This is a genomic window from Acetobacter papayae, from assembly GCF_047721125.1.
Taxonomy (GTDB): domain Bacteria; phylum Pseudomonadota; class Alphaproteobacteria; order Acetobacterales; family Acetobacteraceae; genus Acetobacter; species Acetobacter papayae.
On record NZ_JBDNWF010000036.1, the window covers coordinates 1 to 26,656 of the forward strand.

At 61.0% G+C, this 26,656-nt stretch carries 22 protein-coding genes and 1 pseudogene; 17 read left to right on the top strand and 6 right to left on the bottom strand.

Annotated elements, in window-relative coordinates; translation table 11 throughout:
• The first annotated feature begins 205 nt into the window (after positions 1-205).
• Positions 206-1,192 carry an ABC transporter substrate-binding protein gene (locus tag ABF757_RS10090; RefSeq protein ID WP_415482113.1) on the top strand — a complete coding sequence of 329 codons (987 nt, stop codon included), beginning with the start codon at positions 206-208 and terminating at the stop codon, positions 1,190-1,192.
• Between the two features lie 23 nt (positions 1,193-1,215).
• Here the strand turns inward: ABF757_RS10090 and ABF757_RS10095 are convergent, their stop codons facing one another.
• The 3 genes from ABF757_RS10095 to ABF757_RS10105 all read right to left on the bottom strand — a co-directional run bounded on the left by ABF757_RS10095 (position 1,216) and on the right by ABF757_RS10105 (position 4,684).
• Positions 1,216-2,877 carry a rhodanese-like domain-containing protein gene (locus tag ABF757_RS10095; protein ID WP_415482114.1) on the bottom strand — a complete coding sequence of 554 codons (1,662 nt, stop codon included), beginning with the start codon at positions 2,875-2,877 and terminating at the stop codon, positions 1,216-1,218.
• Entirely contained in the window at positions 2,874-3,473 is a 600-nt protein-coding gene (locus tag ABF757_RS10100; RefSeq protein ID WP_415482115.1) for a cysteine dioxygenase family protein, read from the bottom strand. The genes ABF757_RS10095 and ABF757_RS10100 overlap by 4 nt, the downstream gene beginning before the upstream one ends.
• 119 nt (positions 3,474-3,592) lie before the next feature.
• Positions 3,593-4,684 carry an LLM class flavin-dependent oxidoreductase gene (locus tag ABF757_RS10105; RefSeq protein WP_415482116.1) on the bottom strand — a complete coding sequence of 364 codons (1,092 nt, stop codon included), beginning with the start codon at positions 4,682-4,684 and terminating at the stop codon, positions 3,593-3,595.
• Positions 4,685-4,828: 144 nt separating this feature from the next.
• On the opposite strand from ABF757_RS10105, the gene ABF757_RS10110 reads away from it, so the two are divergent.
• Positions 4,829-5,731: a LysR substrate-binding domain-containing protein gene (locus tag ABF757_RS10110; protein WP_234395239.1), complete on the top strand. Its 903-nt coding sequence runs from the start codon at positions 4,829-4,831 to the stop codon at positions 5,729-5,731.
• Between the two features lie 3 nt (positions 5,732-5,734).
• On the opposite strand, the gene ABF757_RS10115 is transcribed toward ABF757_RS10110, so the two are convergent.
• Entirely contained in the window at positions 5,735-7,570 is a 1,836-nt protein-coding gene (locus ABF757_RS10115) for a hypothetical protein (protein WP_415482117.1), read from the bottom strand.
• 122 nt (positions 7,571-7,692) lie between these two features.
• On the opposite strand from ABF757_RS10115, the gene ABF757_RS10120 reads away from it, so the two are divergent.
• The 10 genes from ABF757_RS10120 to ABF757_RS10165 all read left to right on the top strand — a co-directional run bounded on the left by ABF757_RS10120 (position 7,693) and on the right by ABF757_RS10165 (position 18,689).
• On the top strand, positions 7,693-8,283 hold the full coding sequence (locus ABF757_RS10120) for a glutathione S-transferase family protein (protein WP_415482118.1): 591 nt from the start codon (positions 7,693-7,695) through the stop codon (positions 8,281-8,283).
• A gap of 28 nt (positions 8,284-8,311) precedes the next feature.
• Positions 8,312-8,878, top strand: a complete 567-nt coding sequence (locus ABF757_RS10125) for a histidine phosphatase family protein (protein ID WP_415482119.1) — start codon at positions 8,312-8,314, stop codon at positions 8,876-8,878.
• Positions 8,879-9,017: 139 nt separating this feature from the next.
• On the top strand, positions 9,018-9,233 hold the full coding sequence (locus ABF757_RS10130; protein WP_025861474.1) for a CbtB domain-containing protein: 216 nt from the start codon (positions 9,018-9,020) through the stop codon (positions 9,231-9,233).
• Positions 9,234-9,282: 49 nt separating this feature from the next.
• On the top strand, positions 9,283-9,999 hold the full coding sequence (locus ABF757_RS10135; RefSeq protein ID WP_415482137.1) for a CbtA family protein: 717 nt from the start codon (positions 9,283-9,285) through the stop codon (positions 9,997-9,999).
• Between the two features lie 109 nt (positions 10,000-10,108).
• Positions 10,109-11,167, top strand: a complete 1,059-nt coding sequence (locus tag ABF757_RS10140; protein ID WP_415482121.1) for an MYG1 family protein — start codon at positions 10,109-10,111, stop codon at positions 11,165-11,167.
• A 141-nt stretch (positions 11,168-11,308) separates the two neighbouring features.
• Positions 11,309-11,761, top strand: a complete 453-nt coding sequence (locus ABF757_RS10145; protein ID WP_415482122.1) for a TadE/TadG family type IV pilus assembly protein — start codon at positions 11,309-11,311, stop codon at positions 11,759-11,761.
• Positions 11,727-12,227, top strand: a complete 501-nt coding sequence (locus tag ABF757_RS10150; RefSeq protein ID WP_415482124.1) for a TadE/TadG family type IV pilus assembly protein — start codon at positions 11,727-11,729, stop codon at positions 12,225-12,227. The genes ABF757_RS10145 and ABF757_RS10150 overlap by 35 nt, the downstream gene beginning before the upstream one ends.
• Before the next feature lie 200 nt (positions 12,228-12,427).
• Complete coding sequence (locus ABF757_RS10155) at positions 12,428-15,628, top strand: efflux RND transporter permease subunit (RefSeq protein ID WP_415482125.1); 3,201 nt, start codon at positions 12,428-12,430, stop codon at positions 15,626-15,628.
• A 62-nt stretch (positions 15,629-15,690) separates the two neighbouring features.
• Complete coding sequence (locus ABF757_RS10160) at positions 15,691-17,106, top strand: efflux RND transporter periplasmic adaptor subunit (protein WP_415482139.1); 1,416 nt, start codon at positions 15,691-15,693, stop codon at positions 17,104-17,106.
• A gap of 17 nt (positions 17,107-17,123) precedes the next feature.
• Entirely contained in the window at positions 17,124-18,689 is a 1,566-nt protein-coding gene (locus tag ABF757_RS10165; RefSeq protein ID WP_415482127.1) for an efflux transporter outer membrane subunit, read from the top strand.
• A 2-nt stretch (positions 18,690-18,691) separates the two neighbouring features.
• Here ABF757_RS10165 and ABF757_RS10170 read toward each other — a convergent pair whose 3' ends face one another.
• Positions 18,692-19,123 (bottom strand): TadE/TadG family type IV pilus assembly protein, encoded by a 432-nt coding sequence (locus ABF757_RS10170; RefSeq protein WP_415482128.1) that lies wholly within the window; start codon positions 19,121-19,123, stop codon positions 18,692-18,694.
• 20 nt (positions 19,124-19,143) lie between these two features.
• Positions 19,144-19,902: a hypothetical protein gene (locus ABF757_RS10175; RefSeq protein WP_415482130.1), complete on the bottom strand. Its 759-nt coding sequence runs from the start codon at positions 19,900-19,902 to the stop codon at positions 19,144-19,146.
• Positions 19,903-20,163: 261 nt separating this feature from the next.
• Between ABF757_RS10175 and ABF757_RS10180 the strand changes: the two genes are divergently transcribed.
• The 5 genes and pseudogenes from ABF757_RS10180 (at position 20,164) to ABF757_RS10200 (ending at position 26,247) form a co-directional block, all read left to right on the top strand.
• A complete protein-coding gene (locus ABF757_RS10180; RefSeq protein ID WP_415482132.1) occupies positions 20,164-20,925 on the top strand; it encodes a glucose 1-dehydrogenase in 762 nt (253 codons plus the stop codon).
• Positions 20,926-21,429: 504 nt separating this feature from the next.
• Positions 21,430-23,613, top strand: a pseudogene (locus ABF757_RS10185) (EAL domain-containing protein).
• A gap of 189 nt (positions 23,614-23,802) precedes the next feature.
• On the top strand, positions 23,803-24,816 hold the full coding sequence (locus tag ABF757_RS10190) for a cache domain-containing protein (RefSeq protein ID WP_025861011.1): 1,014 nt from the start codon (positions 23,803-23,805) through the stop codon (positions 24,814-24,816).
• A 151-nt stretch (positions 24,817-24,967) separates the two neighbouring features.
• On the top strand, positions 24,968-25,774 hold the full coding sequence (locus ABF757_RS10195; RefSeq protein ID WP_415482133.1) for an SDR family NAD(P)-dependent oxidoreductase: 807 nt from the start codon (positions 24,968-24,970) through the stop codon (positions 25,772-25,774).
• Between the two features lie 335 nt (positions 25,775-26,109).
• Positions 26,110-26,247, top strand: a complete 138-nt coding sequence (locus ABF757_RS10200) for a hypothetical protein (RefSeq protein ID WP_415482135.1) — start codon at positions 26,110-26,112, stop codon at positions 26,245-26,247.
• Positions 26,248-26,656 lie beyond the last annotated feature (409 nt).

Sequence of the window (26,656 nt, forward strand, 5' to 3'; positions counted from 1 at the left end):
GTCGTGAGGGTGGTCTGTTTCCCTGAGAGAAGGGGCGGGGCGTTGTGCAAGCTGGCGCCGGACATGGCGGGGGCTCTCCATGGCTGTGCGGGTCTGATGGGGTAGCCTAGCCTTTTATACTCACTGAAAACGCATTAATTATATTAACATCACACTTTAGCGTGCTTTTGTTGAATGCCATAAGGTGGCTGGATAATCTGGCGGCATGAAACAGAACACACGCGATTTTTCTCCTGCTGTCAGGCGTGTCCGGCGGCGGGGGGTAGGCCTACTGGTAGCGGCTGGGCTGTGCCTGTCCGCCTTTGGAGCGGTGCGCGCGCAGGCCGAGCCGGAACTGATCGTGGCGGACCAGAAAGGGCAGCAGAAAGCCCTGATGGAAGCCGCCGGGGTTGACCATACAACCGGCTACCATATCCGCTGGGTGGAGTTTGATGCTGCCGCCCCCCTGTTGCAGGCCTTGGGTGCTGGCGCGGTGGATACCGGCATTGTGGGGGATGGCCCGTTTGTTTTCGCATGGGGTGCGGGGCTGGATGTAAAGGCTGTCTGGCGGGTGCCGCAGCACCAGCCCGGCCGAGCCACGGCGGTTATCGCGGCAGATGGGTCGCCCATCACCACGCCCGCCCAGCTTTCGGGCAAGCGGATTGCAACCGGGCGCGGTTCTATCGGGCATTTGCTGCTGCTGCGCCTGCTGGCTACCGGGGCCATTCCAGCACCCGCGCCTGAACTTGTGTTTCTGCTGCCTGTACAGGCCAAGGCGGCTCTCGATACCGGGCGGGTCGATGCCTGGTCCACATGGGAGCCTTATGTGTCGCTGGCGGTGGTGGCCGGGCATGCGCATGTGGTGGCGGATGCGCAGGGGCTAATGCCCAATGACGGTTTTTTTGTCGCCAGTTCCACTGCACTTGCCGAAAAATCTGCGCAGTTGGTGGATTTTTATCATCGAGTTACCGATGCCTATAAATGGGGCATAGGGCATAAGGCTGATTATGTGCAGCTTTTCGCGCGCCAGACCGGCATGCCCGAGCCGGTAGCGGCGGCCGCGGCTGACAAACTCATGGCAACGCCCGGCCCGGTTACAGCCCAGACAGTCAAGGCGGAGGAAGCTGTGGCCGAGGCATATCGCGCAGCGGGCATGCTCGCGCGGGCGGATGGTTTTCAGGGTGCGTTTGTGCAGGATTTTTCCGGCCCCTGAAAAGCGGGGCCGGTGCGGCGGGGTTAAGCCCCGCCGGGTTCAGCCAGCGGCTGGCCGGGTGTGTAAACCGCAAAACCGTGTGTGCCATCGCGCTCAAGCTGGGCTACCAGCCCGAACTCCCAGTCCAGATAGGCCTGCATGGCGGCAGCGGCATTGTCCGTGCCTTCATAGGGGCGTTTGTACACATCCAGCGGGGGAGAAAGCAGGCGTTCTTCCGCCAGATGTTTTTCCACTGGCAGTCCTTCGGCCTGCCAGCCCTGCGTGCCACCAGCCAGAACGCGTGCATGCCGTGCCTGTGTTTTCAGGGTTGCGGAGGCAATCCGTGCGGCCACGCCATCGGGCGATGTCAGCACAATATCATGCGCCTCACGCAGGGGAGCGGGCCATGCGGAGGGCGGGAGCGACAGCACTGAAGGTGTGAGAAAAAACGCGCCGGGTATATGGGCTTTGGCAAAATCCGGGCTGCTGGCCAGATCAATGAGCAAAGGTGGGTGGGGCGTGGCCAGTGCGGCGGCCAGTGCCTGCGGAGCCAGTTCTGGTGCGGGGGCGAGCGCCCGCGGGAGAGCGGCGGGTTCGGCACCGTTTGTGCGAGGCAGGTCGCCCCAGTCATCCAGCACATGGACATGGCGCCAGCCGAGTTGGCGGAGCCAGTGTGCTGTCATGCGTGCCCGCACACCATCGGTGTCGGTCAGGACAAGGGTGGCATGGCGCACGGCCACCCATTCATCGGTTGCCTGTATCAACTGTCCGCCCGGTGCGGAGCGGAACCCGGCCAGGTGCCCCGCCTCGTATTCGGCAGGGCTGCGGACATCCAGCTGGTAAAGCGTGCGGGTGGTGTCCGCCACCAGATCGCCAAGGGCCTGTGGTGTAATGCTTTGGACGCCTGTGGCCAGCGCCAGTGCCAGAGCCGAGCGGCGGGCCTGTTCGTGGTTTGCGGCCGTGGGCGCGCCTGCGGTGCGTGTGGCACCGTGGTCCAGTTCAAACCCGGCCAGTGTCCAGCCTATGGTGCCGTTGCGCAGGGCATAAACCGGGTTGGGAATGCCCGCATTGACCAGCGATTGCGCCCCAATAAGAGAGCGCGTGCGCCCCGCGCAGTTGACGATTACCGTAGTGGTGGGCGAGGGGGCCAGATCACGCACGCGCAGGGCCAGTTCGGCCCCCGGCACCGAGCGCCCCTGTGGGATGGACATGGTGGTGTATTCGCTGAAACGCCGGGCATCGAGAATAACCAGATCCTCGTTGCGGCGCAGGCGTTCATGCACGTCCTCGGCGGGGAGGGATGGCGTGTGGCGGACATGTTCCACCAACTCGCCAAAGGCCTTGGAGGGTACGTTGACATCAATAAACACCTCTCCTCCGCTCTGCCGCCAGCCTTCTAGCCCGCCCTGAAGCAGAGAAACGGCGCTGTAGCCCAGTTCCGTCAGCAGTTCTGCGGCACGCGGGGCCAGATCCTCGCCCGCGTCATACACGACAACCGGCACGTTTTTGCGCGGGATAAGGGCTGCAACCCGCTCCTCGATCCGGCCAAGCGGCAGGTTGACGGCAAAGAGCGGGTGCCCGGCGGCAAAGGGGGCTTCCTCGCGCACATCGAGCAGGGCGATTTCATGCCCCGCGCGCAGGGCCTCGCGCACGGCCTGCGGCGTGGTGGAGGCTATTGCGGTGCGGGGTGGAAAAAGCGCGTTCATGCTGATCGCCTTTCATGGGAGCGGTCCCACAGGTTGGGGGTCTGCTGGCTGGAATAGCCGGAGATGAAGGGTTTCTCCGCTCCGGTCTGCGGGTCGTAGGTGGCGCGTGCGACGCCGCCGATATTCGCGCCATAGACATGGATGGAAATGGAGGGGCGGTCTTCCAGCGCATTGGCCACGCGGTGATAGTCGTTCACGCCAGGTGTCAGGGCGGCGACATCGCCGGGTTCAAGAAATGTCACGTCTTCGGGCAGGAACTGGCCATCGGCCGTGCGGGTATACTGGGTTTCGCTCTCGCGCCCGCGCAGCATGCCGATAAGCCCCCAGACACGGTGATCATGCAGAGGGGTCTGCTGGCCGGGACCCCAGACAAAACTCACGACAGAAAAACGCTCAAGCGGGTCGCAATGGAGCAGATACTGGCTGTAGCGTTCGGGGCTGGGTTGGGCGAAGGCTTCTGGCAGCCATGTATCCTGCGCCACAAGCTGGCGCAGCAGCTCCGTGCCTTCGCGTTGCAGGCGGGAGGGTTCAAGCCCGGCATCGTGCAACTGCGTGAAGCGGACAACAAAATTCCTGAGCGGGTCTGGTGTGGTCATTGGCCGGGGTACTGTCCTGTGCAAAAGGGCCTGAGTGAATGGGGCCGGGTGCAGGAGACCATGCGCCCGGCCCGTTTGATCTGGCCTGTGGTTGGGTGGTGGGGCGCGACCTTGTGTGTTTAGGCCGCGTGGGTTGCGCCCTGTGCATCCTCACGGGCGACCAGTTCGCGCACGAGCGGAATAAGGTCGCGCCCGTATTCATACGCATCGGGCAGGGGGTCGAAGCCACGGATCAGGAAGGTGGAAATGCCAAGCCGGTAGTAATCCAGCAGGGCTTCGGCCACCTGTTCGGGTGTGCCCACCAGCGAGGTGGAATTGCCCTTGGCGCCGGTCAGTTCGGCAATGCCCGTCCACAGCCTGCGATCCAGCCTGCGGCCCTGAGCTGCGGCTGCCAGCAGGCGGCGCGAGCCTTCATTGGGGATTTCGCTCGGGCGTGTATAGCCGGTTTGCGCCTGAAGGGTGCGCGCGGTTTCCAGAATCCTGTCAGCGCGGGCCCAGGCTTCCTCTTCCGTGGCGGCAAGGATGGGGCGGAGCGAAAGCGAAAAGCGCGGCGAGCGGCCATGCCGGGCGGCCGCAGCGCGCACGCGGGCAACGGTCTGGCTTACCTGCTCATAGGTTTCGCCCCACAGGGCATAGACATCGGCATGCTGGCCCGCCACGGCAATAGCCTCTTCCGAGGAGCCGCCGAAATAGACCGGAATGCCGCTCTCGCGGTACGGATGCACGCTCGCGTTAGCCCCGCGCACATCGTAAAACTTACCCTTGTAGGAAAAAGGCGTGGTTTCAGACCATTCCTTACGAACGATGTCGAGATACTCGCTGGTGCGGGCGTAGCGTTCAGCCTTGGTTGTGTGGTCGCCATCGGCCTGTAATTCCACATCACTACCGCCGGTGATGATGTGCACCGCGACGCGGCCACGGGTCAGGTGGTCAAGGGTTGCGAACTGGCGGGCGGCGATGGTGGGGGCATTGAAGCCGGGCCGGTGCGCGATCAGCAACCCAAGGTCAGGTGCTGCTGCGGCGGCATGCTGCGCGATGAGAATGCTTTCGGGCGAGTTGGAATGAAACGCTACCAGAGCACGGTCGAACCCGCCGAGTTCATGAATTTTTGCGGCGGTTTCGATATAGTGCGGGTTTACGGTGGGGCCGGTGGCGGGGATGATTTCCGAGTGGCTGCGGCTGTTGATGAAGCCGATGAATTCTACCGACATAGTGAAATTCCTAACGCACTAATATTTTATGGTAATTATAAATATAACACTTGCAAAAATGATTAAATCAAGCGAGGAATCGTCAAGCCGCACTTTGCCGCTGCTCATATGGCGTAGGGCAGCGCCCCGGCAGGAGAACAGGTTGTGTCTGATACCCCCCATGCGCCCAATGGTGTCGCGCTGCCCCAGCGCATGGCGCGCAACGTGCCCACGGAACTGCTGCGCTCCTTTGTTGCGATTGTGGAGGCGGGCTCCATGGCGCAGGCAACGGAAATGATTTTTCTTACCCAGTCCGCCCTCAGCTTGCAGATGAAACGGCTTGAGGACGTGTTGCAGCAGAAACTCTTTCGCCGTGATGGGCGGCGGCTGATCCTGACCCCCATTGGCGAGGAACTGGTCAACCATGCCCGCACCCTGCTGGCGCTGAATGACCGGATCATGCGCACTCTGGGGCAGGATCTTGAGCCCGATCCGATTTGTGTTGGCATGGTACAGGATTTTGCCGATACGCTCCTGCCCGATGTGCTGGAACAGTTCCGGCTGGGGCACCCGCGCGCGCGGCTGGTTGTGCGGGTGGGTGGCTCTGCCGAACTGCTGGAAATGTTCGATCGCTCGCGGCTTGATCTGGTTCTGTGCCTCGGCCAGCATGGAGACCGCCCGGACGCCACGTGGGAGGTGGTAGGGCAGGACCGCATGACATGGATTGGCAGCGCGCAGAGCGCTGAATCGGCGGAGGTGCCGCTGGTTCTTCTTGAACCACCCTGCCGTTTTCGCGAGGCGGCTCTCAGGGTTCTGGGGCAGGCGCGGCGGGGTTACAGGCTGGTGATGGAAACCCCCAACCTGCCTGCCCTGCGGGCGGGTGTGCGCGGCGGCATGGGGGTGAGCTGCCGCACGCGGCGTTTTGCCATAGCCGAAGGCCTGCCGATGATTAGTGGCTCCACCCTGCCTGCCGTGCCGGGTATCGAAATCGTTCTGGTGCGCCGCAACAACCTGTCAGATGCGGCGAATGATCTGGCAAACCTGTTGGCAGCCGCAGCAGGGTCCTGATTTTCAGTCGGCTTGTGGGGCGGGCTGTTGCGCCTGTGCTGCGGGCTCGGGTATGCGTTCGAAAATGAAAATGGTCTGCCCCAGACTTTCATAACCCTGTGGTGCGGGCAGGAAGGGGGCATAACGTGCCTCCTGTGCCAGCCGGTAGGGTAGCTTGTTACCAAACAGCTCGCCAAGGAAAGCACCTTCTTGTGTGCTGTTCTGAGAATCCTCCAAAACACGCGGTGTTTTCAGCCCCCACTGGCTGCCTGTGTCTGCTGAATGGGGCAGGTAGTCCCGTGCCCAGAAATCCGGTACGATCAGGAAACGGGGTTTGCGTTCCTCTATCTGTGCGAAAGGGGCTATGGATTCCGTAACACCGGGCAGGGGGTTGCGCCGTTTCAGGGCTATGGTGTCCAGCCGGGTCAGGTGCGCGTTCTGGGGCAGGCGGGGCAGGAAGGCATTGCGGCCATAGGCCTCGACCGCATCACCGGGTTGCACATGGGCGGCCATCCAGCGTTCGGCATCGTAGCGGGGGTCGTTCAGCATGGCGGCGTCCAACCCCGCGCAACGCCACAGAGCTGTTGCGGCCAGTCCTGCCAGCCCTGCCTGTGCTGCCAGCCGTAGGGCGGGGCGTCTGAGCCGCAGAAGCCACGCACAGCCCAGCCCGATATAAGGCGCGATAAAGAGCGATTGCGGCAGCAGAAAACGGTTATCCGTGCGCAGAGCCAGCATGTTGAAGAACAGCGTAAAGGACAGGGCTGCCAGTAGCGGCACCAGCCCGGCCACACGCAGGGCGGGTTGCGCGCGCGTGCTGCGCCACATCAGCACCAGTCCGGTTACGGCCAACAGGGCTGTAACAGCGGGGTAGAAGCGCGGAAAATGCGCGATCATGTCAGCCATAAGCCGCACGCGGCCCGCTATGTCAGCCGTATAGGCCATGTAATCCTGACTGGCGGGGCCGCGCAGGAAAGCCATGCGGCGTGCAAAGCCGGAAGGATTGGTAATCGCGCCATCAACCAGCAAAAGCAGGCCCAGACTGATAGAAGCCCAGCGCAGCATGGGCAGCACAAGGGTCGGAAACCGCCGCCGGGCCGCCGGGTCAAGGGCGAGCGATAGCAGGAAAGAGGCAGGCAAGGTCAGAAGGAACACCGCATAAGCCTGATCCTTGGTGGCAATGGCGGCGGCGGCGGACAGGGCAGCCCAGCGCAGGCTGCGGATATCGCCTGCTATCAGAAAACGCATCCATGCCCACAGGCTCAGCACTGCCCAGAACAGGTATGGCCCATCCAGATTGGTCACCTGCCCGTAATAGACCAGACCGCCATCCAGTGCGCAGGCTGCTGCTGCGAGCAGTCCTGCCAGTGGCCCCGCTACAAGGCTGGTCAGCCGGTTGACCAGCAGCATTGTACCAACCGACATGAGCAGGCTGAGCGCGCGTGCCGTAAACGCAAAGCTGGTCATGTATGGCACATGGATAAACGTGCCGATAACCGCCTGCTGGCTGTAAGCCGGTGCATGGGCCAAGGCGATGCCCACCACGGGCAGGTTAAGCAGGGTTAGCCAGAGCATGTGCAGGGGCGGGTAGGTAAAAAACGAGCCCGGCACGTAAGTCAGTGCCAGCCCAACCAGAAAATTGCGCGGGGCCACGCCATCATCATCCCACCCGTCCGAGGCGGGTAGCCCCCAGCCCAGTCCGGGCAGACGCAGTACGATGGCCAGCACCACGATCCAGAACAGCGGCTTGCGCGGGGCGGCGACAAACCACTGGGCCAGCCGCCTGTTCCCGTGGGCGGGCGGTGTTGCGTGGTCTGTTGTGGCTGTGTCCGTGGGGGTGGCTGTCGGTTGTGTTTTGTTCACCAGTATGATCCAGCTTGGTCAGGGAGCGGGCAGGAGCGTGCGTGCCTTTGTTTCATCCACCTGATCCGGTGTAAAGCATTGTGCTGTCCTTGGTCCGTGCGGAAAAAGAACGGAGTCCGGTCATGATTCTCTATAACTGCCCGCCTTCGGGTAATTGTTACAAGGTCAGGCTGTTTGCCGCATTGAGCGGCCTTGAACTGAGCGTGCGCGATGTCGATCTCGCAGCGGGAGAGCAGCGCCAGCAGTGGTTTGAGGCGCTCAATCCGTGGCAGCAGGTGCCCGTGCTGCACGATGGCGAGACGGTTTTGTGGGATTCACAGGCTATTCTCATCTATCTGGCTGAGCGCCATCAGTTGTGGGAGTGGTGGCCACAGGAGCCGGGCGCGCGAGCGCGCGTGGCGGCGTGGCTGAGCGTGAGTGGCAACGAAATCCAGCATGGCCCGGCTGATGCGCGGCTGGTGCGGGTTTTTAACGCCCCGCTGGATTACCCGCATGCCGTGGCCAGCGCCGCCCGCACGCTGGAAACACTGGAAAAATGGCTGGCCGAACACCCATGGCTGGAGGGCTCGCGCCCGACACTGGCGGAATGTGCGGCCTATCCCTATGTAGCGCTTGCCCCCGAGGGCGGTATTGCGCTGGACGCCTACCCGGCTGTGCGCCGGTGGCTGGCGGCTGTGGAGGCTCTGCCCGGCTATGTGGCGGTAGACGCATGACAGGGCCACGTAGCTTGCGGGCAGGTTGATGGCGATCCGGCTTTTCTGTCTGGCGTTGCCACCTGCGGCCGAAACCGCGCGCGGGGTTATTGCCTCCGGTGTGGATCTGACAGTGCCAGATTGCTGCGCGCTGCCGCCGCGTGTTCAGGTTCTATGCACCGCGCCGATGCAGGTTTTCTGCGCGTCTGAAGAGGCTCCGGCTCTGGCGCCCCTGCTGGAAAGTGCTGTGCAGGCGGGCAGTGTGGCCACAATACGCGGCTGTTCCGCCCTGCGTGGCCGTGATTTCGGGCAGTGGACAGGCATGTCTCTGTCCACCTTGCCAGCCGATGCCGTGCAGGCCCTGACGCAGGATGCAGGCTTTATCCCGCCGGAGGGCGAAAGCTGGCGGCAGTTCACCGCCCGGCTGATGTGCTGGCTGGATACGGCGGTGCCCGATGGCACGCAGGCCTTGCTGATGGCGGCCCCCTCCGTGCTGGTGGCTTTTATGCAGGGCATTGTCGCCCCCGCAGTCACGGCCCCGCCTGATCTGGATATGGCTGCGGGCGCATGGCTTGCCCTGACCCGCAACACACGCTGGCGGGTCAGGCTGCTGTAAGAAAAGGCAGGGTACGGGGTTGCGGTGTGTTATGTTGACAAGGCGCTCGTGATTCGTGTTTGTGAACCCAGTTTCCGGTTTTGTGGCCACCCTGTCGGGGGCGGCAGGCCCGTAATGATGACCGAAGGAGACCCAGTCCATGGCTACGGCAACCCTGAAACCCGCAGTGGCAGTTGCTCCCGTACCCGTTCCGCTTAAGGCCGTGGCGCCGTGGGCGGTGTTTGGCGCGCTGCTGTTTGTTGTGGTGCTGTATTTTGTCGGGGCCGAGCAGGGGGCAACCGCACTGGTTTCCGGGCATGAAGTGCATGAATTTGTGCATGATGGCCGCCACCTGCTGGGCTTCCCCTGTCATTGATCCAGCATCCGCTGATGCTGTCTCTCTGCTGTAGCGTGGCCGTAGCATGATGATGGGTCGCCTTCTCTCACGCGGCATGCTTGCGGGTGTGTTCGCTGCTTTGCTGGCCTTTGTTTTTGCGCGTGTCTTTGGCGAACCGCAGGTCAATCTGGCCATTGCCTACGAGGCGGCGCAGGCCGCTCTGGCCAATGAGCCGCCCGAGCCCGAGCTGATAAGCCGGGGCGTGCAGGCGGGCTGGGGGCTGCTGACAGCCACCGTCTTGTATGGCGCGGCTTATGGCGGTGTGTTCGCCATTGTGTTCAGTTGTGTCTATGGGCGGTTTTCGCGGCTTTGCGCACGGCCTCTGGCGCTTTGGCTGGCTGTTATCTGCTGTGTTGTGGCGGTTGTTGTGCCCGGCCTCAAATACCCGCCCAACCCGCCTGCGGTGGGTGACCCCGAGACAATCGGTGTGCGCACGGCAGCGTATTTCATCATGCTGGGGCTGTCGTTCTGCTCGGCTATGATTGGTGTGGTGATTGCCCGCCATTTCGCACCCCGTCTGGGCCACTGGAATGCCAACGTGCTGGGCGTGCTGCTTTATGGCGTGCTGATAGCCGGGCTGTCGGCCATGTTGCCTGATGTGTCTGAAGTGCCAGCGGATTTTCCTGCACAGGTGCTGTGGCATTTCAGGGAATCCGCTCTGGGCATGCAGCTTGTGCTGTGGGCCGCGCTAGGGCTGGTGTATGGCGCGCTGGCGGAGCGGGTTCTGGAGCCAGCACGGGCCTGAGGCTCGTTTTCTGTTTTTTTTGCGCGCGACCCCGGCGGCTTTGAGTGGCTTTGCTCCGGGGTGGCGGTTTTTCCGTTTTTTGATTTTCACGTAGTCGGCAGGTTTGTTTATGGCACAGCACACGCCCATTGGTCTGGATAATGCAACAACGCCCGTGCGGGCGCTGACCCATTCGGGTAATTTTCATGTTGATGAAACCCTGGGTTACGTTGTGCTGCATTACGCGCTGGCCCCGGAGGGAGACCTGCGCGGCCGCGTGCTGGGTACGGCCGAGCCTGACCGGCTTGTATTCGAACGCAGCCGCGACAAGGCCCGGATCGGGGCTGCGGATCTCGTGTTCGATGTCGGCGGGATTTATGACCCGCCCGCAGGCCGCTACGACCACCACATGCGCGACAAGCCCCTGCGCGAGGATGGCACACCCTATAGTGCCGCGGGCCTGCTCTGGGCTGATTACGGCCGGGCGGCCATCCGTAACATCCTGTCTGCCACCATGGCGGCGGAAGGCGCACCGCTGGACGAGGCTCGGCTGAACGCCATCTGGCAGGGTGTGGACAAGGGGCTGGTGCTGCCTATCGACCTTGATGATAACGGCGTGGCCAAAATGGGCCGTCTGTCACTGGCCGAAATCGTATCCGCCTGTGGCCCCACATGGGATGCCACCGAACTGTTCGGCGCAGAGGAAGCTACCCGGCGCGAGACGGAAGGCTTTGCCAATGCCGCCGCCGCCGTTGCGGCCCATCTGGTTAATGCGGTGGAGCGCGTGCGCGCCAGCCAGAAGGCGGTTACCCGCGTGCTGGAGGCTTTTGCGCAGGCAGAAGACAAGCGCATCCTGCTGATGGAAACCGGCATGCCGACGGAAAAGGTCATTTTCGAGCATGACCTGCCGGTGGTGTATGTGGTTTCGCCCGCGCCGAGCGGGCAGTGGAACATCAAGGCCGTGCCGCCCGCGCGTGGTGAGTTCGGGCAGCGCATTTCTCTGCCGGATGCCTGGGCCGGTCTGGACGGGCAGGCACTGGCCGAGGCTTCGGGCATTGCCGATGCGGTGTTCGCGCATCCTGCACGCTTTATCTGCGGGGCGGCCAGCCGCGAGGGTGCGCTGGCCATGGCCCGCCGCGCGCTGGAAATCGATGCGGCCAACAAGCAGGCGGCCTCTCCTGTAGCCTGAACGCACGTCGTTTGCGTCTTCCGCTCCCATGGGGCGGAGGGCGCTATACACGGCAGGTCGGTCAGCCTTATCATAAGCGCATGACGGCGGACGGGCTTTTTACAGGCCCGGTCAGGAGGCTGTGTGGCGGGTAGGCAGCGCGTGAAAACGCACACGGGGCAGGGCGGCGCATGGAGCCGCCTGTGGCGTGCGCGGCGCGGCGTGGCCGCTCTCGAGACCGCCATAATCCTGCCGGTCATGATTGTTTTTCTGGTCGGGTTCATGGAAACCGGCTGGCAGTTGCTTACCGCCATGGTGTTGCAGAACGGAGCGGAGGATGCCGCCCGTTTTGTAGAAACCGGCCGCACCGCCAGCGGGGGTAAATGTGCATCGCTGCCGGACCTCGTGGCGGCGGATTCGGGCGGTATCCTGCGGGCCGCACTGGTGCGTGTCAGCGCCGAACCCCGGCACGACAGCACGGCTTTTTATACTTTCAGCTACACGCAGGCCTATTTTACGCCATGGATGAGCATGCTGGTGGGGCAGGCATCCATGCGGCATTCCGTCAGGGTTCTGATCCATGATACAGCGCCAGAAGCCTGCGCGCCCGCGTAGCGGCAATGTGGCGATTGAAGCCGCACTTGTGCTCTCCCTGTGCACCGTTCTGCTGGTGGGCATGGTGGAACTGGGGCAGGCGCTGCGGCGCTGGTACCAGCTTTCTACCCTGACGGATCATGTCGGGCAGATGGTGGCGCGCGCGCCTACGCCCTCAGCCGCATTGGTCCAGACCATTTTGCACAACGAGCACACCTTGCCGGTTCTGGCGCGCGAAGGGGCGGTGTTGCAGTTGGGCATTGCCACGGTTCTGCCGGGCAAACAGGCTGCGACCATAACCCGCTATGATGCGGGAACGGGCGGCTGCACCCCGCATGACCCGGCGGCGGCCCTGTCCGCCCTTTCAGATGTGGCGGGGGTGTTTGTTGTGGTGCAGGGATGCATGCCTGCTCAGGGGAGTCGGATTCTGGGGGGTGGCATGCTGCCAACTCTCTACAGTAGCACCGTTTTTGCGCTGAAACCCTGACGATATGCGGGTGGTATGAGCAAGTCTTAACAACCTGTAATAAAAATTTTATGTCGCTGGAAAATGCGCGGTTTTCTCCTATTTTCAGGAAGAAGCCGTGTCAATGCGTCTTGGCGGTTCAAAAAAAACCGGACTAGAAAGAACGCCATGACGACCTTATGCAGCTCAGCGGTCTGCGCCAGAAACAGGAGCATGGCCGTATGAATCAGATTGTTCTCGTCGCGCTCAAACGGCCGTACACCTTCGTGGTGCTGTCGATTTTGATCCTGGTGTTCGGCGTTCGCGCGGTCGTGCGCACACCTACCGACGTCTTCCCCAGTATCCGCATTCCTGTCGTGGCGGCGGTATGGACCTATACCGGCCTGATGCCCGAGGATATGTCGGGGCGGGTTATTTATTATTACGAACGTGCCCTGACAGCCACAGTCGGCAATATCGAACATATCGAGAGCCAGTCCTATTACGGCCGCGGGATCGTGAAGATTTTCTTCCAGCCCGGCACGGATACGGCGGTGGCGCAGGCGCAGGTTACCGCGGTTTCGCAGACCGTGATCAAGCAGATGCCAACCGGCAGCACGCCGCCGCTGATCATGGCCATGGATGCGTCTTCCGTGCCGGTGCTGACGCTTCAGGTGTCGTCAGACCATATGACGGCCTCGGAAATTTATGACATGGCCTCCAATCTGGTGCGCCCGGCACTGGTTTCGGTGGCGGGGGCGGCCATTCCCAACCCGTATGGGGGTGAGCCGGGCAATGTCATGGTGGATCTCGACCCCACCAAGCTGCTGGCGCACAAACTCTCCGCTGCGGATGTTACCGCGGCACTGGCCAAGCAGAATATCGTGCTGCCAGCAGGCGACCAGCGTATCGGCACGTTTGACTGGATGGTGCAGACCAACGCCTCGCCTACCGAGCTTCAGGCGTTTAACGACCTGCCTATCAAACAGGTGGGCAATTCGGTCATTCACCTGCGCGATGTGGCATGGGTGCACCGTGGCGGGCCGCCGCAGACCAACCTTGTGCTGGTCAAGGGCCAGCAGGGTGTTCTGATCGTCATCATGAAAGCGGGTAATGCATCCACGCTGGATGTGGTGGCAGGGGTCAAGAAACTGCTGCCCGGTATTGTCAAAACCCTGCCCGATGGCGTGAAGATCGACGTTATCAGCGATGCCTCCACCTTCGTGAAGGAATCCGTGCGCGACGTGGTGCAGGAAATGGTGACCGCTGCCGTGCTGACAGGGCTGGTGGTGCTGCTGTTCCTGGGCTCATGGCGTTCCACCGTTATTATTGCCACCTCCATTCCGCTGGCCATGCTGTGCTCCATTATCGGGCTCAACTGGGCGGGGCAGACCATCAATGTCATGACGTTGGGCGGGCTGGCGCTGGCCGTTGGTATCCTTGTGGATGACGCCACCGTCATGATCGAGAATATCGACGCGCATCTGGCGCAGCAGAAGGATCTGGAACAGGCCATTATCGATGCGGCCAACCAGATCGTGGTGCCTACATTCGTCTCCACCCTGTGCATCTGTATCGTGTGGATGCCGCTTTTCCAGTTGACCGGGGTTACTGGCTGGCTGTTCACGCCCATGGCCGAGGCCATTATTTTCGCCATGCTGGCATCGTTCATCCTGTCGCGCACGCTGGTGCCGACCATGGCCAAATACATGCTGGCCGGGCAGGAGAGCCAGCACGGGGCTGGCCATGGTGCGCCCCAAGGGCCGCAGGCGGCGGGTGTGCGTGGTTTTCTGGTGCGTTTCCAGCGTGGGTTCGAACGCGGGTTCGAGCGTTTCCGGCATGGCTACAAGGCCCTGCTGGATACGCTTATCGGCCTTGGCGGGCGCTTTGTTGGCGGGTTCCTGCTGGTGGCGGTGGCGTCTTTAGGGCTGCTGTTTTTTGTCGGGCAGGATTTCTTTCCTGAAATCAATTCCGATGTGCTGGCCATGCACATGCGCGCGCCGATCGGCACAAGGCTGGAAGAAGCGGGCAAGATATCGCAACTGGTCAATGCCGAGATCGAGCGCCTGCTGCCCGGTCAGGTTGTTTCCATTGTCGATAACTGCGGCCTGCCGTTCAGCCCGCTTAACCAGACCTATATTCCCACCCCCACGGTGGGCACGCAGGATTGCGACCTGACTATTTCGCTCAAAAATCCTGAATCTCCCGTGGCGCAGTATCGCGAAATCCTGCGCAAGGGTCTGGCGCGGGCGTTCCCCGGCACGGAAATGACCTTCCAGCCTGCCGATCTAACAGCGAAAATCCTCAATTTCGGCTCTCCCGCCCCGCTCGATGTGCAGGTGGTAGGGCGCGCGCTCAAGGATAACTTTGCCTTCGCCAACCGTGTTGCCGCCCGCCTGCGGCGTATTCCCGGTGTGGTGGATGTGAGCGTGCAGGAACCGATGACCCAGCCGACCCTGCATATCCATACCCGCCGCCGTTACGCGCTGGGTACGGGCATTACCGAGGCGGACGTTGCCAACAACATGCTGGTGGCGCTTTCGGGCAGTTCGCAGGTGGGGCAGGTATACTGGCTGGACCCCGCTACCGGGGTTTCGCATCTGATCGATATCCAGACCCCCGCACCCTATCTGCAAACGCTCAATAGCCTTGAGCTGTTGCCCGTGGACCACGAAGGCGGTAACGCCGGTGGCGCGCCTCCGGCTCTGCTGGGTGGGTTGAGCCAGATTACCGCTACCGGCACCCCGGCCGAGGTTTCGCACTACAACATCATGCCCGCGATCAATATCTACGCCTCTAACGAAGGGGTGGATCTGGGCACGGTGGCGCGTCAGGTCGCGCGTGTGGTGGATGAGGAGCGCACCAACCTGCCGCATTCGTCCTCGATGAATGTGTATGGTCAGGGCGTGACCATGAACTGGGCCTATGCGGAACTGCTGGGCGGGTTGGCCATGTCCATTCTGCTTGTCTACCTGATTGCGGTTGTCAATTTTCAGTCCTGGCTTGATCCGTTCATTATCATCACGGCACTGCCCGGCGCGCTGGGTGGTATTGCCTGGGCGTTGTTCCTGACCGGCACGGCCCTGTCCGTTCCCGCATTAACCGGGGCCATCATGTGCATGGGCACGGCTACGGCCAATTCCATTCTGGTGGTGTCCTTTGCGCGGGATGAACTGGCCCGCCACGGTAATGCCGTCAAGGCGGCGCTGGATGCCGGGTTCGAGCGTATCCGTCCGGTGCTGATGACGGCTTCGGCCATGATTGTGGGCATGCTGCCCATGTCCATGAGTAATTCACAGAACGCGCCGCTGGGCCGCGCCGTTATTGGCGGGCTTACGGTGGCAACCCTTGCCACGCTGCTGTTCGTGCCGTGTGTGTTTGCCCTGCTGCATGGCCGCAGGCGCAAAGCGGGGGAAGATAATCAGGCGGGAGAGCCAGCATGAGCGACCACAGACCGGCCCCCCCGGCACAGGACGGGCAGAACGGCCAGTTGGATGACGACCGGATGACACCGGGCAGTGGGCATGTCTCTCCGAAGGCGCGCCTGACCCTGACCCTGCTTGCCGGGGGCGCGCTGGCGCTGGCCTGTGGTGGTGTCGTGTGGCGGCATATCAATTACGACAAGGTGGCGCGCGCCACGGCCGAGGCCGCTCAGCCGCATGTGCAGGTGATTACACCCGCCCCCGGCCCGGATACCCGCAAGCTCGACCTGCCTGCCAATATTGCCGCGTGGTATCAGGCGCCGATTTATGCGCAGGTCTCGGGCTACGTGAAGATGTGGTACAAGGATATCGGCGCGCATGTGCATGCGGGCGATCTTCTGGCCGAAATCGACACTCCGGGGCTGGACGCCCAGTACGCGGCGGCCACGGCCAATCTGGACGTGGCACTGGCGCGTTACAAGCTGGCCCAGATTACGGCGCGGCGCTGGAAAGCGCTTGAGGGTACACAGGCTGTTTCCCAGCAGGAAGTGGATGTGCAGATCGCCAATGCCGAGGCCGAACAGGCGCAGGTTGAGGCCGCCCGGCACGAAATGGAGCGGTTCAAGGCGCTGGAAGGCTTCAAGCGCATTGTGGCCCCGTTCGATGGGATCGTGACGGCCCGTATGGCCGATGTGGGGGATTACGTGAATGCGGGCCGGGGCGATGTCGGCTCCAGCGGCAATGCTACGGAACTGTTCTCCGTGGCGGATGTGCACGCCATGCGCGTGTTCGTGGCCGTGCCGCAGGATTATGCGGATGTGATTTCTCCGCGCCTGACCGCTACCCTGACTCTGCCGCAGTTTCCCCGCCGGGTTTTCGAAGCACGGTATCTGGCCACCGCCACGGCTTTCAGCCCCGGCACGCGTACGGTCAATACCGAGCTGATGGTGGACAACCCCAATGGCGAGCTGTGGCCCAACTCTTACGCGACCGCGCATTTTGAGGCACCGGGCACCCCCGGTGTGCTGATCCTGCCTGAAGGGGCGGTGATTTTCCGCGCACAGGGTACGCAGGTGGCTTTGGTGGATTCAACCGACCATGTGCATCTGGTGCCGGTGCAGGTTGGTACGATTTATGGCACCACACTTGAAATCCTGTCCGGGCTGAAACCTGATGACAGGGTGATCAACAATCCGTCCGCCGGATTGCTGAATGGTGACAAGGTAGCGATCGTGCCGGGTACGCGCGGTTATAATGCACCGGTTTATCCGCCAGCGGCCCCTGTGGCACCACTGGCGCCACAGGCCGCCACGCCCGCATCCTCCACCGCCACGCAGGGGGATGCCGCGGCACCGGCTGGTGGTGCAGCACTGGAGGCTAGCCACCATCATGGTCATCTGTCCGGCCCGCCGGGACATGGTTCGCATGACGGCTCGAGCGACAATGTACGCGCTATGCCGGAGGAACGCTCCGTGCCAGAAGCGGGCGGGCAGCGGTAATGGGGCGTTTGCGGCCCATGCGGGGGCCCATGCGGAGTGCGCGTGCCCTTGGAGGGGCCGCCCTGCTGGCCCTGACACTCAACGGGTGCGATATGGCGCCCGCCTACCGGCCAGCACAGCTTGTTTACCCCCCCGACTGGGAGGGGCAGGGCGTAATCGGTTATGGCCATCCGGATGAGATTGCTTCCCGCCCGGACTGGTGGACCGCCTTTGGCGACCCCGAACTCAACCGGCTGGAACAGCAGGCACTGGCCGCCAACCCGGACCTGCAGGCGACGGCGGAATCCTTTACACAGGCGCGGGATGTCGCAGCACAGGTAGCGGCCCATCTTTACCCCCAGATCGAGGGTATGGCCGGGGGTGAGCGCTACAAGTCCTCGCATCACCGGTTGTGGCGTGGCGCGGGGGCTACCGGGCCTGCCTATATGTCGTCCGAGCAGTATCAGGCATCGGCCACATGGGAGCCGGATTTCTGGTCCGCTATCCGTAACCGTAAACGCATGTCCGAGCAGTCAGCCCAGCAGCAGGCGGCAGATTATGCCGTGGCCCGTCTGGCGCTGGAGGCCGAGGTTGCGCGCGATTACATAGCCCTGCGCGGCTTTGATGCGCAGGATGCGGTCTATCGTGATTCCATCCGGTATTACAGTCTGGCCGTGCATATTACCCGGCTGCGTCTGGCCGGGGCTATTTCCGCCGGGCTGGATGTCTCGCGTGCTGAAACCCAGCTTGCCTCCACGCAGGCGCGTGAGACCGATATCCATGCCAGCCGTGATGTGATGGAGCATGCGCTGGCCATTCTGGTCAATCAGGCCCCTGCGGCGTTTCATATTGCCCCGCGTGAGCGGATCGACCTGACAGATGTGCAGCCTTCGACCGGGCTGCCCTCCACCCTGCTGGAGCGTAGGCCCGATATTGCCTCGGCCGAACGGGCCATGGCGCAGGCCAACCGGGCTATCGGGGTTTCACGCGCGGCGTTCTATCCGCATGTGACGTTCAACGCCATGACGGGTTTCATGGATAACGGGTTCGATCTCGCCTCGCTCTCCAACTCCATGTACCAGTTTGGCGCACAGGCCGTGCTGCCGCTGTTTCAGGGCGGGGTGCGCCGGGCGGAACTGCAACGGGCGTGGTCGCAGTACCGTCAGGCGGAAGACCGTTATCGTGGCACGGTGCTCGATGCGTTTGCGGAGGTGGAGGACGGGCTAACCAACGTTAACCGCCTGCGCACCGAAACGGATCAGGCTCGGCAGGCAGTGGAAGCTGCCCTGCGCACGCAGGGCATGACCATGGCGCTCTATACCGGCGGGCTGACCAATTATCTGGATGTGGTGGTGGCGCAGCAGGCCGCACTGAGCGCGCGGATTACCCTTGTGCAGGTGGATACACGCCAGCATCAGGCCTCGGTAGCCCTCATTGCGGCGCTGGGTGGCGGGTGGTCGCGCAAGGACCTGCCTGCGGAAAAAGCTATCCGTCCGTTTGGTCCGTTGCAGTACGGAAACCTGCGGGCACCCAAGCCTGTTGGCGGTGTGGATGGCAGCCCCCATGCGGGTGATACCAATCTGAGCACCATGCCCACGCACTGAAATCAGCCGCCCGGTGATCTTTCAGGCCGGGCGGAGGCAAGGGGCACATAGGCTCTGGCCACAAGGTGCAGCGTATCGCGGTGGAGCAGAACGCCGAAAACCAGCGGAACGCTCGCAGCCGTGGTGATGACTATTTGCTGATGAGCCGCATCATACACGCAGCCCGGTGGTGCAGGTGTTGCGTGGAAAAGGGTTCTGGCGTTGAAATTGGCGGCGAATATCTGCCCGCTACTGGCGCAGGCGGCATCGGGTGGGGTGTTTGCGCCCAGTGCTGGCAACTGGGCGGCAACAAGACTACCCACGGCGTCAGCCCCGGTTTGGAGCCGTTGTTTGACGATATAGCCGCGCGAGAGATCCATCCCCATCGCAACCAGCAGCAGGAAAACCGGCAGGACAATGGCGGTGATGATCGCCACCACGCCACGGTTGTCCATGCGTTTTACCGCGCTGGTTTTCACGGAGTGTCGGGGTGGTAGATATCGGGCCGTTCGGGGCTTTCGGTATAGGCCAGAACCAGGGCGCTGGGGCTCATGCGTTCGACCTGCGAGCCTTCGGGGCGGCCCACCTGCCCGGTAATGAACAGGGCCACCGTATGCCCCTGCGGGTCCATGCCACGAAAGAGAATGACCGAACCATCCGCCATGATGGCGTTGGTGGCCGTACGGCCGGGCGGAAAGCTCAGCCGTTCAAAATAGGCCTGTAGCAGCGAGCCTGTTTCCAGCAGGGTCGAGGGCGTATTGGCGGGGTCGTCTGAGGTTTCCCACGTAATATGCACAGCACTCAGCAGGTGGCTGCGGTAGCCGAAGACGTAATGCACCGCAGCCCGGCCATCATATTTGCCGCTGGCCAGATGCTGTACCACGATTGTCAGGACCGGTGTGCGCTGCTCGGCATTTTGCGAGGCATGGATGGCGCTGTCCTCAAGCCCGAAATCGCTGTTGATTGCCTGCCGCACACCGTTTTCATCCATACCGAAACGGGCGGAGCGAAAACCGTTCAGCCGGGCGGTGGCGCCGGGCTGGGGAGAGACAACAGCAGGGTTAGAGGGCGTGCCCACCGTGGAAGGCAGGTCCTGCGCTCTGGCATGGCCTGACAGCAGGGCACAGGGCAGGGTGGTGGCAAGCAGCAGGGCCATGCCAGTCAAGGCCTGTGCCCGGTGCAACCAGCCATGGTGGGAGAGCGTATCGGGTGAGAAACCCCGGCGTGAAGTCATGTTGCGTCCATCCCGCTTTGTCTGTCCGTGTTCTGCCGCCATTGCCGGGTATCCGACAGGGGGTGTGGGGGGTCAAGGCCTGTTTCCTTCCTGTCGGGTTTTTCATCGGTTTTTCGGGGCAACGGTGTTGATGTGCGTCAACGACAGCGGTGGTTATGCGCGGCACAAGGACAAAGCCGGTGTTGTGTGGGCAGGGCACAAGCCCAGCCCGTTTTTTGCAGGCATGACGTAAAAACAGGCAAAAGACAGGAGAGAGCGGTTATGGGACGTGTCGCAGGCAAGGTTGCGCTGGTCACAGGCGCGGCCAATGGTATTGGCAGGGCCACTGCCCTGTTGCTGGCGCGTGAAGGTGCCAGAGTCTTTGTAACCGATCTGAAAGAGCAGGACGGCGCGCAGGTTGTGCACGAGATCGTGCAGGCTGGGGGGCAGGCATCGTTTCTGCGGCTGGATACAGCCGATGAAGGAAACTGGCAGACCGTTCTGGCGACCGTGCGCGCGCAGGCCGGACGGCTCGATATCGCGGTCAACAATGCGGGTATTGCCTATAGTGGCACCGTGGAAAGCACCGACCTCGAACACTGGCGGCGGGTGCAGTCCATCAATCTCGACGGCGTGTTTCTGGGCACGAAATACGCGATCGAGCTGATGAAGGAGCACAAGGCGGGGTCCATCATCAACCTCTCCTCCATTGAAGGGTTGATAGGCGACCCCACGCTGGCGGCTTATAACGCCAGCAAGGGCGGGGTGAGGCTGTTTACCAAATCGGCTGCTCTGCACTGTGCGAAGTCGGGCTACGGCATTCGCATCAATTCCGTGCATCCGGGTTATATCTGGACACCCATGGTGCAGGGCCTGACGGCAGAGGATGCGGCAGCCCGGCAGAAACTGGTGGACCTGCACCCCATCGGCCATCTGGGAGAACCCGACGATATTGCCTATGGCATTCTGTATCTGGCTTCCGACGAATCCAAGTTCATGACAGGCAGTGAACTGGTGATAGACGGCGGCTATACCGCACAGTGATTTTGGGTTGAAAGTGGCCGTATACAGGCTGGTTATTCACCGTAGAATATATCTCACCTGTGGCCCGTGCGTGACGGGTGTTGCGTCGGGACACAGGCAGTGCAGGGTACGAACGAAAATATTAACGGAATCTTACATTTTTCTTTTGTTTATAGGGAAATGGAAACTTTCTTTTAACGATTTAAACTAGAATATCAGAAGAAGTAAAGGAACCGTTCTGACGGTTTTTTCAGGCCATACATTTTTTCAAGGCTTTGTGTTGCTGAGTCTATAGACCTGAACCGAGCGGAGCTCTGCCTTTGGGACGGAACCAGAACCGGACAAGCGCAGGCCACCCGACAGCAGCGCAGGCGAATGTTTTTACGACTGTGTTTCCTGCCTGTGCGTCAGGGAACACCATGGGAGGATAAGGTCCGCGCAAGCGGGACGCCGCCGGCACCAGCCGGGTGGCTTATATGTTTTTGAATTTCCTCAGCAGCGGTGTCTCGCCGCAAGGTTGCGACAATGCCTGCACCTCAGCCCGTACAGTACAGCGCTCCCGATACCACATCCTTTTTCGCGGATATGCTGGCTCAAGCAACGGACGGCGTCATCATTATCGATGACCTAAATAATATTGTTTTTTTCAACACCGCGGCCGAACGGCTGTGGGGGTGTCTGGCCAGAGATGTTCTGGGGCGGAATGTTAAATGTCTGGTGCCCATGGAACATCGTGGGCGGCATGATGGCTACGTAAACCGCAACCGTGAAACAGGGCAGCGCCGTATTGTCGGCACCTCGCGCGAGGTCACTTTCGTGCGCAGCAATGGCGATTACGTTGCGGCTGAAATGTCCATTTCCAGTGCGCTGGTCGGCGCGGATCAGCGGCGTTATTACATGGCCGTTGTCAAAGGGGTGACGGAAGAGAGCCACCGGCGCAAACTGCTGGACCTGCAAGGCCAGATCTTTACCGTGCTGGCGGCGGACAGCACCGCGCAGGATGTGGCCGACATGCTCTGCGCCGAGGCTGAGCGCCTTGTGCCCAACAGTATTGCGGCCCTGTTGCAGGTCACGCCCGAACGCTGGCTGGAAGTGCTCTCGGGCGAAGGCCTGCCTCGCCGCTGGATGACCATGCTGGCCCATGTCTCCCTGAGTGATGACGACGTGCAGACCCTGTGCGAACAGCCCAGACTGGCGCGTTCCATTGTCTGGCGCGACATGCCCGGAGCTGACGGGCAGGAAGCCGAACTGTTCGACTGCTGGGCCAGTGCGGTGCGTAATGGCGCGGGCGAGCTGATCGGTATTTTTGTGTTGTATTCGCGCAACCGTGAAAAAATGACCGACTGGCCGCAAAAAATCGTGACAGGCTGCGTGCCATCCTGCGCGGCTATTATCGAACAGGGTAAAACTCGCCAGCGCCTCAACCATCTCGACCGCTACGATGCCCTGACAGGCCTGCTCAACCGGTCGTCAATCGCTACGGTTTTGCGGGAAATGACAGGCGTGGCCTCGCCGCTGCCTTTCGCCCTGCTCATGCTCGATCTGGACCTGTTTCAGGATGTGAACAACGTTCTGGGCTATGATTAGGGTGACGTGCTGCTCCAGACCGTGGCACGCAGGCTTGCCGCGCATTGCCGGAGCAATTTCGTTATCGGGCGTTTGGGGGGTGATGACTTTGTGGTGGTCATTCCCGGAGGAGACCGCGAGGGGGCGGGCGCTTTCGCGGATAGTCTGGCCGATGTCATGCGTGCGCCAGTGGAAGTGGGCTCTCGTGAACTCGTGCTGTCTTTCAGTATCGGTATCAGCCTGTATCCTGATGACGGGACGGACGTGGAACATATGCTGGGCCGGGCCGAAACCGCCATGCGTGATGCCAAGACCGCCGCACGCGGTAGCTACCGGTTCTTTGGCGGGTTCGAGCACAAGGGCGTGGAGCAGCGGCTGATTATCGGCACCGCCCTGCGCGATGCTGCCCGGCAGGGGCAGATGCGCCTGTTCTACCAGCCGCAGATCAACGCCGCCCAGCGCACCCTTTACGGTGTGGAAGCCCTTGCCCGCTGGACACACCCGGTGCTGGGTTCTGTGCCGCCATCGCGCTTTATCCCCATTGCCGAGGAAACGGGGCAGATCGAGGAACTGGGCCGCTGGTCGCTGACGGAAGTCTGCCGCCAGCTTGTGGAATGGGATACAATGGGCCTGCACGTCCCTGTGGTGGCGGTTAATATTTCCGCCACGCATTTCTGTTCCGCTGCACTGCCGCGCCAGATTGTCAGCCTGCTTGATGAGTATGGTCTGTCCCCGCAGCGTCTGACGATTGAAATCACCGAAGGGGTGATGATGCGCCAGAACGCGGAAACCATGGCGACCATTGCTGCTATCCGTGCAATCGGGGTTGGCCTGTCGCTTGATGATTTCGGCACGGGTTTTTCATCCCTGTCGCGTCTGGCGGATCTGCCTTTGACCGAAATCAAGATCGACCGCAGCTTTGTTGCGAATTTTGAAGAGGATGTCGGCGCTTTTGTCGTGACCGAGGCCGCTATCAATATTGGCAAACGGCTTGGTATTACGGTTGTGACCGAAGGGGTGGAAACCGAGATCCAGAATGAAAAACTGCTGGATATGGGGTGTGATGTGGTGCAGGGCTACCTGTTTGGCAGGCCCGTGCCACCCGCGGATTTTCAGGACTGGCATGGCATGTTTTTTGGCTAGGTGTGAGTTTGCCAACAGGCCGTCATGCGGAGATTTTTCTTGACAGATCTGGCGGATTTTAGAAAGTTTCTTGTATTAAATTTCTATTTCGTAACGATTTGATGCCCTGCCTTTCCTGCATTGTTCCTGATTTATCACGGTATGAACGGCAGGCTGCCATCATGATCTCCTGACAGGAAGATAGCCAGAATGCAGGATGATATCCTCCAGCTTGCTTATGAAGTTTCTCACGTTACACGTGACAAGATACATCTGATCGCCTCTGTCATGAGTGAGGCCCGTTTTCTGGCGATCAATACCAGGATAGAAGCAGCCAGAGCCGGGCAGGCAGGTGTGGCGTTCGGCCTGCTGGCCGATGAAATGGGCCGTATTTCAACCCGTATTATTGAAATTTCCAACGAACTGCGCACGGCAACCGATGCCAGCACCAAGAAACTGCGTGATGCGGGGAGCGATCTTCTGCTCAACTCGCGTGGTGAGCGCATGACCGATCTGGCGCTGAACGCCGTTGATCTGATTGATCGCAATTTATACGAACGTTCGTGCGATGTGCGGTGGTGGGCAACCGATAGTGCCGTGGTACAGGCGCTGGAAGAGGCCTCGGCCGATGCTTACCGCCATGCAAGCGAGCGGCTGGCGACCATTCTGAAATCCTACACCGTTTATGTGGATCTGTTCATTACCGATGCCAACGGCAAGGTGGTGGTGTGTGGTCGCCCCGAGCGCCATCCCCGCCTTATGGGGCGTGACATGTCGGGCGAGGACTGGTTTGTAAATGCCATGCGTACCCGCAATGGCGATGAATACGCTGTGGCGGATGTGCGCCGTTTTCCCGCGCTGGATGAAACGCCTGTGGCTATTTATAGCGCTGCTATCCGCGCTGGCGGGCAGGAGAACGGTCAGGCGCTTGGGGTGCTGGGCATTGCCTTTGACTGGGCTCCGCAGGCTGAAGGCATTGTTAAAGGTGTGCGGCTGGCGGAAAACGAAAAGGCCAGCACCCGCGTCATGCTGGTGGATGCCAACCGGCGCGTTCTGGCCTCATCGAACGATGAGGGCATTCTGTCCGAGACATTCAATTTCCGGCCAGAAGGGCCGCGCGGTTTTTACTGTCAGGGCGACAAGCTGATCGCCTATGCGCTGACACCCGGCTACGAAACCTATAAAGGGCTTGGCTGGTATGGCGTGATTGAAACCACGATTTAAACCCGCTTATTTTCCCTTCGTGCGTGGCCACTGACTTCTCTAGTAGGGGGCAGTGGCCTACCTGCGCCGTTGGACCGGGCAGGGGTTGCCATTAGGGGCAAGGGCTGGCCAACTGGGTTTATGTTTCAAAACAGCTCAGGTGGACAAGATCATGAATGAAATTCCGGCCCATGCTACCCTTTCGCGCGGCGCAGGTGCCGCAACGCGGCCGATTGCACTGGTAACGGGGGCTACGGCGGGGTTTGGCGCTGCTATTGCCCGCAGGCTGGTGCACGACGGCTATAATGTCATTGCAACAGGCCGCAGGCTGGCGCGCCTGAACGATCTGGCGGCGGAACTGGGCGATGCCCTGCTGCCGGTCGAGCTTGATGTAACGGACAAGGCGGCTGTGCGCGCCCTGCCAGAAAGCCTGCCCGAAGGCTGGCGCGCAGTCGATGTGCTGGTCAACAATGCTGGGCTGGCGCTGGGCCTTGAAAAGGCCTGGCAGACCAACCCCGATGACTGGGAAACCATGATTGCCACCAACATCAGTGGCATGGTGGAAATGACCCGCGCCCTGTTGCCCGGCATGGTGGAGCGTAACCGTGGCCATGTTATCATGCTTGGCAGCACGGCTGGGCGCTACCCGTATCCGGGGGCGAATGTCTACGGGGGCACAAAGGCGTTTGTGGAGCAGTTCACGCAGAATCTGCGTAGCGACCTGCTGGGCCATGCCGTGCGCGTGACAAATGTGGCTCCGGGCCTGTGTGGTGGTAGCGAGTTCAGTCTGGTGCGCCTGCGTGACGCCGGGCAGGCCGCAGCGGTGTATGACGGCACGCAGCCTCTGACCCCGAACGATATTGCCGAAACCGTTTCGTGGATTGTTGGCCTACCTGCGCATGTGAATGTGAATTATATTGAAATGATGCCCGTCTGTCAGGCTTCGGCTGGGCTGGCGGTTGATCGTAAAATGGGCTGATTTTTTCAGTTCGGCTTTACCGGGAAACCCGGCAGCAGAGGAATCCGTCCGCCTGATTAAGCGGGCGGATTTTTTTTTGGGAGAAACAACAGTCTGGAATGCGTTATTTTTAACGCATTGATATAAAATGATATAATTCACTATGGGGAGGGGTTCTCTCATAGTTTTTTATTATTAACACGAAGAAATTAGTGTTTATATTGACATCATATTATCTATCGTGCTTTATATCGCCCTGTAAAAACAATCGTTAAAATTTTTATTGCCCGACATATCTGCACACGCCGTGCAGCCCATGCCGTGCGGCAAATGTTTCAGAACGGGAGTGCAGGGAAATGACACAGCGGTTACGAGACAGTGCTACCATGATTCTTGTGGCTGGGACGGTACTGGTTGCACTCACCCATAACGTGGCCTCCGCCCTGACCCTGTCTGACCTTTCAGAGGCAACTGCCTGCCTGTTCCGGTATTGATTCCATACGCTAATTCTTGCTTCTGCCGGCGCATTTTCCCCCTTGGGGATAACTATGTGGAAAATATTGCTCTCTTATCGTGAGCAGTAGCGAATCCTGAAAAAATGCCGGTTTAGCGCTTTTTTTCGCTGTTTATTTTTTTTCAACACATGATTTTTCCTGTGGATAAATAACGGGATCAATTCGCTTCAGGGTCACTCAAACTGACAGCAAGCCCGTATTGACCACAGCATGTTGATGGTACCGTGCTGGTCATAACAAAATCTGGGGTCCGAGCCAGAGCAAGCCATACCGGGTTTTTGAGTGGTAGGTTTGAACGGTGTAACAGATTAAATATTGGTTTCAGCAATAATAAAAATTATAATATATATTTCCATTAAAGATAGTAATATTAGTCATTGATATAATT